General features: G+C 64.7%; 12 protein-coding genes. All 12 read left to right on the top strand.

The window, feature by feature from the left end; translation table 11 throughout:
• The first annotated feature begins 410 nt into the window (after nucleotides 1–410).
• The 12 genes from C4J88_RS17365 to C4J88_RS17310 all read left to right on the top strand — a co-directional run bounded on the left by C4J88_RS17365 (nucleotide 411) and on the right by C4J88_RS17310 (nucleotide 12868).
• A complete protein-coding gene (locus tag C4J88_RS17365) occupies nucleotides 411–2078 on the top strand; it encodes a GspE/PulE family protein (protein ID WP_124408646.1) in 1668 nt (555 codons plus the stop codon).
• The gene (gene gspF / locus C4J88_RS17360) at nucleotides 2075–3271 is read left to right on the top strand and encodes a type II secretion system inner membrane protein GspF (RefSeq protein WP_124407666.1); all 1197 of its coding nucleotides are present in this window, start codon (nucleotides 2075–2077) and stop codon (nucleotides 3269–3271) included. The genes C4J88_RS17365 and gspF overlap by 4 nt, the downstream gene beginning before the upstream one ends.
• Nucleotides 3272–3290: 19 nt before the next feature.
• Nucleotides 3291–3701 (top strand): type II secretion system major pseudopilin GspG, encoded by a 411-nt coding sequence (gspG, locus tag C4J88_RS17355; protein ID WP_124363483.1) that lies wholly within the window; start codon nucleotides 3291–3293, stop codon nucleotides 3699–3701.
• A gap of 7 nt (nucleotides 3702–3708) precedes the next feature.
• A complete protein-coding gene (locus C4J88_RS17350) occupies nucleotides 3709–4134 on the top strand; it encodes a GspH/FimT family pseudopilin (RefSeq protein WP_124363482.1) in 426 nt (141 codons plus the stop codon).
• Entirely contained in the window at nucleotides 4131–4463 is a 333-nt protein-coding gene (locus tag C4J88_RS17345) for a type II secretion system protein (protein ID WP_124363481.1), read from the top strand. Before C4J88_RS17350 ends, C4J88_RS17345 begins: the two co-directional genes overlap by 4 nt.
• Nucleotides 4460–5068: a prepilin-type N-terminal cleavage/methylation domain-containing protein gene (locus tag C4J88_RS17340; RefSeq protein ID WP_124407665.1), complete on the top strand. Its 609-nt coding sequence runs from the start codon at nucleotides 4460–4462 to the stop codon at nucleotides 5066–5068. Before C4J88_RS17345 ends, C4J88_RS17340 begins: the two co-directional genes overlap by 4 nt.
• Nucleotides 5065–5766, top strand: coding sequence for a general secretion pathway protein GspK (locus C4J88_RS17335; protein WP_124407664.1), 702 nt, complete (start codon nucleotides 5065–5067; stop codon nucleotides 5764–5766). The genes C4J88_RS17340 and C4J88_RS17335 overlap by 4 nt, the downstream gene beginning before the upstream one ends.
• Nucleotides 5763–6755 (top strand): type II secretion system protein GspL, encoded by a 993-nt coding sequence (locus tag C4J88_RS17330; RefSeq protein ID WP_124407663.1) that lies wholly within the window; start codon nucleotides 5763–5765, stop codon nucleotides 6753–6755. Before C4J88_RS17335 ends, C4J88_RS17330 begins: the two co-directional genes overlap by 4 nt.
• Nucleotides 6730–7332 (top strand): type II secretion system protein GspM, encoded by a 603-nt coding sequence (gene gspM / locus C4J88_RS17325; RefSeq protein ID WP_124407662.1) that lies wholly within the window; start codon nucleotides 6730–6732, stop codon nucleotides 7330–7332. Before C4J88_RS17330 ends, gspM begins: the two co-directional genes overlap by 26 nt.
• Nucleotides 7329–7829 carry a general secretion pathway protein GspN gene (locus C4J88_RS17320; protein ID WP_124407661.1) on the top strand — a complete coding sequence of 167 codons (501 nt, stop codon included), beginning with the start codon at nucleotides 7329–7331 and terminating at the stop codon, nucleotides 7827–7829. Before gspM ends, C4J88_RS17320 begins: the two co-directional genes overlap by 4 nt.
• Nucleotides 7830–7834: 5 nt before the next feature.
• The gene (gspD, locus tag C4J88_RS17315) at nucleotides 7835–9958 is read left to right on the top strand and encodes a type II secretion system secretin GspD (protein ID WP_124408645.1); all 2124 of its coding nucleotides are present in this window, start codon (nucleotides 7835–7837) and stop codon (nucleotides 9956–9958) included.
• Between the two features lie 516 nt (nucleotides 9959–10474).
• Complete coding sequence (locus C4J88_RS17310) at nucleotides 10475–12868, top strand: TonB-dependent siderophore receptor (RefSeq protein WP_124407660.1); 2394 nt, start codon at nucleotides 10475–10477, stop codon at nucleotides 12866–12868.
• Nucleotides 12869–12870: the final 2 nt, after the last annotated feature.

Here is a 12870-nt window from a genome sequence, read left to right as displayed (position 1 = left end):
GATCAGCTCCCTGGGCACGCCCATGGTAAAAAGCAGTATTGGCTGTGGAAGAGGGGGTAAAAATCCCTTCCCGGCGAAACACCTTCGCGCGTGGTGCCGGAGTAAAACGCTTGCCTGTTTTTCCTCGCCGGTTATTTAAGGGAAAGTGTGTGAATAATTAAGGCGTATGGCTATTTGCAACTAGTGGCAATTGGCTGTTAACGCTCTAAATCAGTGCATTCAGCAATGTTTTGTATTTATATTTCCATCGCACAGGAACTAGCGCTATAACTTCCAGTCGATACCCCCGGCTAACTCCCGGCAGGGCTATGGCGAACTAATGGCATTGTTCGGTAGTTCCAAATAGCCATACTTCTCGCCCTATCAGATATCACTTCATTATGTCGTCAGCCCCCATCAATGCCTGCCAGATGCCTGTCCCGCACACCGAGCAGGTGTGCGCATGGTTGATGGCGCATGCAGGGCTGAAGACCGTCGACCTGGACCGCGCCAGACGCTTATCCACCGAGGGTAGCGACCTGCTCGGTCTGCTCACGCGCCTGGGGTTGGTCAGCGAAATCGAACTGGCCCGCGCCTGGGCCGCCTTGCTCGATGCGCCGCTGGTGCACGCCGAGGCGGCGCCGCCGTTGCTCGACCCTATGCCCGCGCTGACCGAGCGCTTCATGCGCCACTACCAGCTGGTGCCCATCGGTTGGGCCGATGGCGGGTTGCGCGTACTCGCGGCCAACCCGGCCCAGCTGTATCCATTCCAGGCCTTGGCCTATGCCTGCCAGGTGCCGATCTGGCTGGCCATCGGCCCGCGCACTGAAGTCGACAGCCTGATCGAGCGCTACTACGGCCAGGGCCGATCCGCCATGGGCACGCTGGTGGAAAACCTGGGCGAGCAGGGCGGTGCGCTGGAAGATATCGAACACCTCAAGGACATGGCCTCCGAAGCGCCAGTGATTCGCCTGGTCAACCTGATCCTGCAGCGCGCCGTGGAGCAGCGCGCCTCGGATATTCACATCGAACCCTTCGAACACCAGCTCAAGGTGCGCTACCGCATCGACGGCGTGCTGCACGACGCCGAGGCGCCGCCGGCCAGCTCCTCGGCGGCGGTGATTTCCCGGGTGAAGATCATGGCGCGCCTGGACATTGCCGAGCGCCGCCTGCCCCAGGACGGCCGCATCATGCTGCGCATCCAGGGCAAGGAACTGGATTTGCGCGTGTCCACGGTGCCCACCGCTTTCGGCGAATCGGTGGTGATGCGCTTGCTCGACCGGCAGACCGTGCAGTTCGATTTTCCCAGCCTGGGTTTCGATGGTCAGCGCCTGGCCACTTTTCTTGAACTGCTGGAACGGCCCCACGGCATTCTGCTGGTGACCGGGCCGACCGGTTCCGGCAAGACCACCACGCTCTACACCGCGTTGTCGCGCCTCAACACCCCTGAGCGCAAAATCATCAGCGTCGAAGACCCGGTCGAATACCAGCTCGAAGGCATCAACCAGATCCAGGTAAAACCGGCCATCGGCCTGGACTTTGCCGGCGTGCTGCGCTCCATCGTGCGCCAGGACCCGGACGTGATCATGATCGGCGAGATCCGGGACCTGGAAACCTGCCGCATCGCCATCCAGTCCGCGCTCACCGGCCATCTGGTGCTGTCCACCCTGCACACCAACAGCGCCGCCGCCAGCATCACGCGGCTGCTGGACATGGGCGTCGAAAGTTACCTGATTGCCTCGACCGTCAGCGGCATCCTTGCCCAGCGTCTGGTGCGCCGCCTGCACCCGGCCACCCGCGTGGCGTTCGAAGCGCCAGCCGCGTTGATCGAAGAGCACGGCCTGGACCGTCTGACCGACCAGCGCCCGATCCTGCTCTACCACGGCGATTACCATGGCCGCAGCGCCCTCACCGAGTTGTTGGTGATGAACGATGAGGTGCGCGACCTGTTGATGCGCCACGCCGACGCCGCCACCCTCGAGCAAGCCGCTCGCCGCGCCGGCTTGCGCACCTTGTATGAAGAGGGCTTGCGCCAGGCGCTGGCGGGCGTCACGAGCCTGGAAGAAGTGCTGCGCGTCACCCGTGGGGAACCCGCGTGACGCTGTTCAAGTTTCGTGCGCTCGACAGCCAGGGTGTCGCCCACAACGGCACCCTGCAAGCCAGGGACCAGGCCGCTGCCGTCGCCGCATTGCACAAGCGCGGCCTGCTGTTGTTGCAGATCGAGACAGCGGGCCGGCCCCTGTTGAGCCCCGCGCGCGGAGCATTGAAAGGCGCGGGCCTGGTCAGCTTCACGCAACAACTGGCGACCTTGCTCGGCGCCGGCCAGCCCCTGGAACGCTGCCTCGGCCTGCTGCTCAAGCAGCCCGGCTCGCCCCAGGTGCGCGGTTTGATCGAACGCATCCGCGATGAGGTCAAGGCCGGCCAACCGTTATCGGCCGCGCTGGAACAGGAGGGCGGCAGCTTCTCGCCGCTGTACCTGAGCATGGTGCGCGCCGGTGAGGCGGGCGGCGCGCTGGAGCGCACCCTGCGCCAGCTCAGCGACTACCTGGAGCGCAGCCAGCGCCTGCGTGGCGAGGTGATCAACGCGCTGATCTACCCGGCGTTCCTGGTGGTGGGCGTGTTGGGTTCGCTGGCGCTGTTGCTGGCGTACGTGGTGCCGCAATTCGTGCCGATTTTCCAGGACCTGGGCGTGCCGATCCCGCTGATCACCGAAGTGATCCTGGGGCTCGGCGAGTTTCTCGGCGCCTATGGGCTGCTGGTGCTGGCCGGGTTGATTGCCCTGCTGTGGGCGGTGGTCATCGGCCTGCGCGACCCGCGCCGCCGCGAGCGCTGTGATCGCCGCGTGCTCGGCCTGCGCGTGCTCGGCCCGCTGCTGCAACGGGTCGAAGCGGCACGGCTGACGCGCACCCTGGGCACCTTGCTCAGCAATGGCGTGGCGCTGCTGCCGGCGCTGGTGATTGCCCGGCAGGTCTGCAGCAACCGTGCGCTGCAGGCGCAGGTGGCGATGGCCGCCGAATCGGTGAAAGCCGGTGGCAGCCTCGGCCAGGCGTTTGGCGGCCAACCCTTGCTGCCCGAACTGGCGCTGCAAATGATCGAGGTCGGTGAACAGGCCGGTGAACTGGACAGCATGCTGCTCAAGGTCGCCGATATTTTCGACGTCGAGGCCAAGCGCGGCATCGACCGATTGCTCGCCGCACTGGTGCCCACCCTGACCGTGGTCATGGCGGTGCTGGTGGCGGTGATCATGCTCGCGATCATGCTGCCGCTGATGAGCCTCACCAGCCATATATGAACTTCAAGGAGCTATAACGATGAATGCCCGACGCCGCCAAAGCGGTTTTACCCTGCTGGAAATGCTCGCCGTGATCGTGCTGCTGGGCATTGTCGCGACCATCGTGGTACGCCAGGTCGGCGGCAATGTGGACAAGGGCAAGTACGGCGCGGGCAAGGCCCAACTCGCCGGCTTGAGCATGAAGATCGACAGCTACGCGCTGGACGTTGGCTCGCCGCCCACCAGCCTGCAACAACTGGTGGACAAGCCCGCGACGGCCTCCGGTTGGGCCGGGCCCTACGCCAAGCCGTCGGAATTGAAAGACCCGTTCGGCCACGCGTTCGGCTATCGCTTTCCCGGTGAGCATGGCGCCTTTGACTTGATCTTCTACGGCCAGGACGGCCAACCCGGCGGCGAGGGCTACAGTGCCGACCTGGGCAATTGGGAATAAGCGGCCCATGGCCCAGCGTGGATTTACCCTGCTGGAAATGCTGGTGGTGATCCTGCTGATCAGCCTCGCTGCCGGCTTGCTCAGCGTCGGCCTGCGCCAGGGCCTGCAAGCGGCCAAAGAGCGTCGGGTGGTCGGGCAGATGGTCGAGGCGCTGCGCGCTACACGCGCCGGGGCGATTATCAGCGGCCAGGCGGCGCGTACCGAATTCGATCTGCCCAACCGTGCGTTCAGCGCGCCTGGCCGGCCACCGCTGCACTGGCCGCAAGCGCTGCAACTGAGCATGCACACCGCCGAGCAGGCCGGCTCGGCGGTTGAGTTCTACCCTGACGGCAGTTCCACCGGCGGCAACCTGTTGTTGACCAGCGGCACCCGGCGCTGGCGCATCGATATCGGCTGGCTGACCGGCAGCGTGCAGTCCAAGGCGTTGCCATGAAGCGCCAGGCCGGCTTCACCCTGCTCGAAATGCTCGCCGCCCTGACCCTGCTGGCGGTGTGCAGCAGCGTGTTGCTGGTCGCCTTCGGCCAGAGCGCGCGCTCCCTGGCGCAGGTGGCGCGCAGTGATCGGCTGGCCCATGCGGCGCTCACGGTGCTTGATCAGGAAACCGCCGGCCGCCTCGACAGCGGTGTGCGCCAGGGCGAACTGGATGGCATCCACTGGCAACTGACCCTCAGCCGCCAACAGCCGCAGCTGTATCGCCTCGACCTGACCGTCAGCGAAGGCCCGCACCAGGCGCATTTCAGTACCTTGAAGGCGCGCCTGTGAAGCGCCGCGAGCAGGGCTTCACTTTGCTGGAAATTCTCGTGGTACTCAGCTTGCTCGCGGTGCTGCTGGTGCTGGTCGGCGGTGCCTTGCTGGGCGCCAATCGTGCGGTGACCAAGGCCCAGCGCTACACCGTCAGCCTGGACGAAATGCGTGCCGCCCAGCAGTTCCTGCGCACCGCCATCAGCGAGGCGCTGCCCCTGGATGTGACAGAAGACGACAGCCAGGCCGAGGGCTTTTTCAGCGGCACGGCCGAGCGCCTGCAGTTTGTGTCAACCTTGCCCGGTGTGCTCGGCGGCGGCATCCAGCGCTTTACCCTGCAGCGGGTCGACCAGGCCTTGCAGGTGCAGTTCGCACAGTTGGAATCCCACATCAACCCGGCCCGCGTTGAACCGCAGGTGCTGCTCACCCACGTCGAGCAGCTGCAGTTCAGTTACCGCGGCCTGTCGCCCCTGGGCCAGCCGACCGGTTGGGTCGCTGACTGGCCCTGGCCGAGGCGCTTGCCTTATGCGGTGCGCATCGTGGCCAACGTCAACGGGCCGGTGCCGTGGGTCACCCAAGTGATTGCGCTGCGCCTGAACCTGTCCAGTGGGAGCCTGGAAGAATGAAGCGCCAGCGCGGTGCGGCGTTGCTGCTGGTGCTCTGGGTGCTGGCATTGCTCAGCGTGTTGCTCGGCGGCCTGGCCGGTTGGGTGCAGTTGCAAAGTCGCCAGGCACTGTGGCTCAAACAGCATACCCAGACGCAATTGGCGGCCCAGGCCGGCATCGCCATGGTCATGGCGCAGCCGCACTGGGTGGCCGATGGGCGCGCTATGGCGCTGGGCTTTGACGATGCGCGGCTGCAGGTCAGCCTGCGCAGCGAGCGCGGCAAGTTGTACCTGATCAACGCCTCGGCCGATGACCTCACGCGCCTGGCCCTGGCCTGCGGCGCCACGCCGGTCCAGGCGCAGCAATGGGTCAAGGCGCTCGAGGCCCGGCGTACACAGGGCCTGGCGCCGTTTCGGGTGCTCGAAGAAGTGCGCCAGCTGCCAGGCATGACCCAGGCGCTCTACAGCCAATTGCTGCCCGAAATCACCTTGTGGAGCGACTTGGATCGACCCGATCCGGCGTTCGCCAGCCCCTTGATGCGCAAGGCGCTCAACCTGCCAAGCCGCAATGCCGAGGGCGCCGACCCCGGCCAAGTGGTGGAAATCGACAGCCGCGCCGAGCGCCCCGGCGGTTACCAGGCGCGCGTGCGCATTACCGTTTCACTGAGCCCAGCGGAGGACAGCGCACAGCCCTATCGGGTGCTGCGGTGGCAAGAATGAATCGACTCGAACCTATCGCCCGTCATTGGCGCGGCAGCCTGGCCCAACAGGCCTGGCGCCTGTGGCTCACGGAGTTGCGCGGCTGTGTGCCGGGCTGGCTGGCACTCAAGGAGCCGCCGGAGCGCATCCATCACTGGCCGCTGAGCGCGCCGCTCGACCTGGGCCAAGCGCGCCAAGTGCTGATGCTCGGCCCTGACGACGTGCTGCGGCAAACCGTGCACCTGCCCCTGGCCGCGGCGCGCAACCTGGCCAATGTGGTGGGGTATGAACTGGACCGCTACACACCGTTCGATGCCGAGCAGTTGTACTTCGTCGTGCGCCAGGAACAGCGCACCGCTACGCACCTTGAGGTGACGCTGGTAGCGATCCTGCGCGAACGCCTGGACCAGATTCTCGCCGACTGCGCCACCCTGGGCCTGCGGCCTCATCGGGTGGATGTGGCAGGCCTGGGCATCGACCTGTTGCCCGCCAGCCTGCGCCCGCGTCAACGCACACAGGGCTCAGGCTTGCAACGCAGCCTGCCGTGGCTGTGCGGCGCCTTGCTGATCGCGGCGATGCTGTTGTGGCTCAACGACCGCCAGCGCGTGCTCGATGCCATGCAGCACAGCGTCCAGCAACAAAAAGCCCAGGTGGCCCAGGTGCATGCCCTGCGCCAGCAACTGCTCAACACCCAGGGCGCGGCGCAGTACCTCACGCGCCGCAAACTGGCGCAGCCGACCTTGGCCGGGCTGCTGAATGACTTGACCCGCTGCCTGCCGGCCGACACCTGGCTCGAGCAATTGGACGTCAAGGACGGTGAGATTTCCATCGCCGGTCAAAGCGCCAAGGCCAGCGGCCTGATCACCCGGATCAAAGGCTGCCACCGTTTGGAAAACGCCCAGTTCGAAGGGGTGATTCAACCCGATGCGCGCACCGGCAAGGATCAGTTTGCCCTGCGTGCCCACTTGCGCCAGGAGGCTGCCGATGCGCCGAACCCTCACACCCCGTGAACGTCGCGGGGCCGCCTTGCTGGTGCTGGCCGTCGTGCTGGGCGCAGCCTACTGGCTGTTGATCGACAGTTGGTTCGCCGGGCCGCTGCGCAGCATGGGCGCCCACGCCGAACAGTTGCGCGAACAGCAGCAGCGCTATGCCAGCCTGTTGCGCCAGGGCGATGCGCTTCGCCAGCAGCTTGAGCAGGCCCGGCAGGACCCGGCCAGCAGCGCCAGCCTGTTGCCGGGGGATGACCCCGACGTGGTCGCCGCCGACCTGATGCAGCGCCTCGCCGACCTGATCGCCAGCCAGGCCAGCCGTGGCGGCGGGTGCAGCCTGACCCAGCGCAAACCCATCACTGCCGGGCAGGACGCTGGCGAGCCGTATCGCCAGGTCAAGGTCAGCCTGACCCTTGAGTGCGCCATCGAACCGTTGACCGCGATCCTGCATGCGCTGGAGTATCAGCCGCCGTATCTGTTCGTCGATGAGCTGCGCATCCGTCGCAGTCGCGAAGCGCCCGCCCGTGGCGGCGCGGGCAAGTTGGTGGTGAACCTGCTGGTGCGTGGCTACCTGCAACCGGCGCGGGTGGCGCCATGAACGGCACACTGCGCCCCCTGGAATGGGGCTTGCTCGGCCTGGCCGGGTTACTGGGACTGTTGATGGCGGTGATCCTCAGCAGCATCGGCGATGAACCGCAGTGGTTGCCCGAGGAACCCGCGCCGGCGCAGCCCGCCGTCAACCTGCAGGCGCCGCCGACGGTGGCCCTGGCTGACCTCGCCGGTACCTGGCAAGCGCCGCTGTTCAGCCCGGATCGCAGCCCTGACCGTGTGGCGGGCAAGGCGCGGGTCACCAGCCTGTCGAACCTGAGCCTCAGCGGCATCATGATCACCGGCAACCTGCAAATGGCCATGCTTAAACAAGCCGACGGCCCACCCCTGACGGTGCGCCTGGGCCAGAGCCTGCCCAACGGCTGGCGCCTGGAACACCTCACCCCGCAATCGGCGCGCTTCGCCCTGGACGGACGCACCCAGACCCTGAGCCTGTACGGCAAGCGGTTGCCCTCGATTTCTCCTTCTCGCGAGCCCCTCCCTTGATTGATATGCGCACCCCGTTGTTTTGCCTGGCCACCACCGTCGCCCTCGGCGGCTGCGGCGCGTTGCCCGACCGCCTCGACCCGGATAAAGAACTGCTCCACGAAGCCCTGCAGGGCACCGGTTCGCAACGCCCGCCCAGCGAGGCGCCGGCGCTGCCAAACCCACCGCCCGAGGCGCAGTCACCCGCTCCGCGCCAGTTGATTCGCGGCAACCAGCAGTTCCTGCGCGCGCCTGCGTCAACACCTGCGGTGAAGGAGGCGGGCGGCGACATCGTATTCAACTTTCAGGACCAGCCCATCGAAGCGGTGATCAACAGCGTAATGGGCGACCTGCTGCACGAAAACTACAGCATCGCCCAGGGCGTGAAAGGCAACGTCAGCTTCTCCACCTCCAGGCCGGTGGATAAGCAGCAGGCGCTGTCGATCCTCGAAACCCTGTTGTCCTGGACCGATAACGCCATGATCCGCCAGGGCAACCGCTATGTAATCCTGCCGGCCAATCAGGCGGTGGCCGGCAAGCTGGTGCCGCAGATGCGCGTGGCGCAGCCCGCCAGCGGCCTCTCGGCACGCCTGTTTTCGCTGCGCTATATCTCCGCCACCGAGATGCAGAAACTGCTCAAGCCCTTCGCCCGGGAGAACGCCTTCCTGCTGGTGGACCCGGCGCGCAATGTGCTGAGCCTGGCCGGCACCCCGGAAGAACTGGCCAACTACCAGGACACCATCGACACCTTCGATGTGGACTGGCTCAAGGGCATGTCGGTGGGTGTGTTCGGGCTGCAGCGCGCCTCGGTGGCCGAGCTGATGCCCGAGCTGCAAGCCATGTTCGGCGCCGACAGCGGCACGCCCCTGGCGGGCATGCTGCGGTTCTTGCCGGTGGAGCGCACCAACTCGGTGGTGGCGATTTCTTCCCAGCCCCAGTACCTCAGCGAAGTGGGTGACTGGATTCGCACCATCGACGAGGGCGGCGGCAATGAACCGCAGATGTACGTGTACGACGTGCGCAACATGAAGGCTGCGGACCTGGCCAGGTACCTGCGGCAGATTTACGGCAATGGCGCGATCAAGGACGACACCCCGGCCAAGGTCGCGCCGGGGTTGCGCACCACCACGCTGTCCTCGTCCACCAGTGCAGGACTGCAGGCCAACACCCCCGCGCCTGCCGCCGAGGAACCTACGCAGGAGAGCAGCGAGGAGACCCCGGCGCCGCCCATCAGCGACCTCGAAACCGGCACCCGTATCACCGCGCAAAAAAGCAGCAACCAACTGCTGGTGCGCACGCGTCCGGCGCAATGGAAAGAAATCGAAGCGGCGATCAAGCGCCTCGACAACCCACCGCTCCAAGTGCAGATCGAGACGCGCATTCTCGAAGTCAAACTGACCGGCGAACTCGACCTTGGCGTGCAGTGGTACCTCGGCCGCCTGGCCGGCAATTCCACCAGCACCACGGTGGCCAACGCCTCCGGCAGCCAGGGCGCGTTGGGCGGTGGCGGGGCCGGGCTGGGGGCGGCGGATTCGTTGTTCTATTCCTTCGTCAGCTCCAACCTGCAAGTGGCCTTGCACGCCCTGGAAACCAATGGCCGCACCCAGGTGCTGTCGGCGCCGTCGCTGGTGGTGATGAACAACCAGCCGGCGCAGATCCAGGTGGGGGACAACATTCCCATCAGCCAGACCACCGTCAACACAGGTGACGCCGATACCACCTTGAGCAGCGTCGAATACGTGCAGACCGGTGTGATCCTCGACGTGGTGCCGCGCATCAATCCGGGCGGGCTGGTGTACATGGATATCCAGCAGCAGGTCAGCGATGCACAGAGCGCGGGTAGCAGCAGTGAAACGCCGGTCAATCCACGGATTTCCACGCGCTCGGTGTCGACCCAGGTCGCCGTGCAAAGCGGGCAGACCGTGTTGTTGGGTGGGTTGATCAAGCAGGACAACGCCGAGAGCGTCAGCGCCGTACCATACCTGGGCAAGATTCCCGGCCTGCGCTGGTTGTTTGGCAACACCAGCAAATCCAAGGACCGCACGGAGTTGATCGTGCTGATTACCCCACGGGTGATTACCAGCAGCAGCCAGGCACGGCAGGTGACGGATGATTATCGCCAGCAGATGCAGCTATTGCGGCCCCTGTAGGAGCGAGCCCTCCCACATTTGATCGTTCCCACGCTCTGCGTGGTAACGCCTCCTGGGACGCTCCGCGTCCAGCTTCCGGCCGATGATGCTGCGTATAGGTGACGCAGAGCGTCACGGGCTGCATTCCCACGCGGGAGCGTGGGAACGATCTTCGAACGCCGTACCAATGTGTCTGAGACATTATTTATATGAATAAAGATATTTATAAATAATGAAATTAACAAATATTAGCTTATGCCCAAATAGCATTATATTTTTAAAATCCATTCCGTTATGTTTGGTCTCAACAGCCTACCCCAGACCCCGGATGGTACCCAGCGTGATTCAGATTCTGCGCACCTGACCGGGTAATCCCCGGCAGCGGAATCGTTGGAACGGAGTTCAACGTATGTTGCCCCTTCAAGCCCCTCGCTCGCCCCACACCTAATTCAAACCGCACCCACACCTTGAACACCGGCCATGCCGCGTCTGGCGCGTGCCTGCCCGACCCTGCGATTTGAAAAACCGGGATCAGCGATGAAGCATGTTCTACCCCCCACCGCAGCCTTGACCTTGTCCCTGCTGGCCGCCGCAGCCCAGGCCCAGGCCGACAGCATCCTGTCCACCGTGGTCGTCACCGGTAACCGTGGCGCCGAGCAACGCACGGTCACCAGCAGCCCGGTGCCTATCGATGTGGTCAGCGCCAAACAACTGCAAAGCACCGGTAAACCCGGTTTGATGGAAGCGCTCAGTGCGCTGATTCCATCGCTGACACTCCCGGAAAAAACCGGCTGGGACGCCAGCGGCATTGCCCGCGCCCCCAACTTGCGTGGCTTGAGCGCCGCCGAGGTGCTGGTACTGGTCAATGGCAAGCGTCGTCATACCAGCGCGACCCTGAACATCAATGGCATCAACACCGGCGCCGCACCGGCTGACCTGGACCTGATCCCCATCAGCGCTATCGACCATGTGGAAGTGCTGCGCGACGGCGCCGCCGCCCAGTACGGTTCCGACGCCATCGCCGGGGTGATCAATGTGATCCTCAAGGCCGACACCAGCGGCACCTCGGTGACCAACGCCGGCCTTGGCTATGACGGCAAGAAGCAGACCGTGCAACAAAGCCTCAACAAAGGCTTTGAAATCGGCGACGGCGGCATCGTGCAACTGGCCCTGGATGCGCGTAGCCAGAATGACGACAACAAGGCCAGCGCCAACGGCTACACCTCAGAACAAGCCTATGGCCTGGCCGGCAAGTCCACCTATGGCGGCTACGGCACGCCCAAGACCAACCTGCTGACCCTGGGCTACAACGCCGAACTGCCGATCGACGACAGCCTGAGCCTGTACTCCTTCACCACTTACTCACGGCGCAAGGCCGAGCAGGGCCAGAACTTTCGCCTGCCGACCATCACCAACACGATTACCACCGGGCCCAACGGTTATCCGGCCGGCTACACGCCCACCTGGTACATCGACGAAGACGATTTCCAGGCCGCCTTCGGTGGCAAAGGCACCGTGGGCGAGTGGGACTGGGACCTGTCCACCACCTACGGGCGCAACGAAGCGGAGCAGGGCACCACCCATAACCAGAACCCGTCCCTGGGCGAGGCCACGCCGAACAGCTTCACCTCCGGCACCTGGATTTCCACCGAGCTGACCACCAACCTGGACGTCAAGCGCGGCTTCGATATCGGCCTGCAAAAGCCGTTGGACCTGTCCTATGGCCTCGAGCACCGGCGCGACACCTATGAGGTGCAGGCCGGTGACTACGCGTCCTATGCCAACGGCGGCTACTGCGTGGCACCGGGCAATTGCGCGTCGTCCGGGGCCCAGGTCACCAACGGCATTTCCCCGGACGAAGAAAGCACCGCCTCGCGCAACAGCGTCGCCGGTTACGTGGATGCGGGCTTCAACCCGCTGCCGGAGTGGTACGTGGGCACCGCCGTGCGCTATGAGCATTACAACCAGGGCGTGGGCGCTACTCGCAGCGGCAAACTGACCACGCGTTATGACTTCACGCCGCAATTCGCGGTGCGTGCCACGGTGAGCAATGGCTTTCGTGCGCCGTCCCTGGCCAACAGCCTGTTCAGTGCGCGCTCGACCACCTATGGCGTGGTGGACGGGGTGTACCAGTCGATCAACTACGGCGTACTGCCGGTCGGTTCGGCGGCGGCCAAGGCGTTGGGCGCCGAGGACCTTAAGCCCGAACGCTCCACCAACTTCAGCCTCGGTTTCACCTTCACCCCCACCGACCGCCTGAGCTTCACCGCCGATGCCTACGTAATCAACCTGCGCGACCGCATCACCCTCACGGGCACCTTGCTCGGGCCGGAAGTTACCCAGGTGTTGCAGAACAACGGCGTCAACTCCACCTCCGGCGGCCAGTACTTCATCAACGGTGCCGACACCCGCACCAAGGGCCTGGACCTGGTCAGCAGCTACAACCACGACCTGGGCGCGTTCGGTGCCGTGAAGTGGACAGCCGCGTTCAACTGGAACCAGACCAAGATCCTCAATTACAAAGAATCGACCAACATCCTTGGCACCTCCTACGAGCTGATGGATCGCGAGGCGCGCAACCTGATTACCGACGTGCAACCCAACACCAAGCTGATCCTCGGCGGTGACTGGAGCATCGGGCGCGTGAACCTCAACCTGGCCCTGACGCGCTACGGCGCCTACAAGGAAGTCAACGCCTCGGCCAATCGCGACCTGGACCGCGTCTACAGCGCCAAATGGATCACCGACCTCGACCTTGGCTACAACCTCACCAAAGACCTCAACCTGGCCATCGGCGCCAAGAACCTCTTCGACATTTACCCCAAGAAACAAGGCGTGCCGAGCAGCACCATGCTCGCCAGCTACGGCACCTATTCGCCCTATGGTTTTACCGGCGGGTACTACTACACCCGGCTGACTTATGCCTTCTGAGG

It is taken from the genome of Pseudomonas sp. R4-39-08 (genome assembly GCF_003852275.1).
In the GTDB taxonomy this organism is placed as follows: domain Bacteria; phylum Pseudomonadota; class Gammaproteobacteria; order Pseudomonadales; family Pseudomonadaceae; genus Aquipseudomonas.
This window is presented reverse-complemented; position numbering and strand designations above follow the sequence as displayed.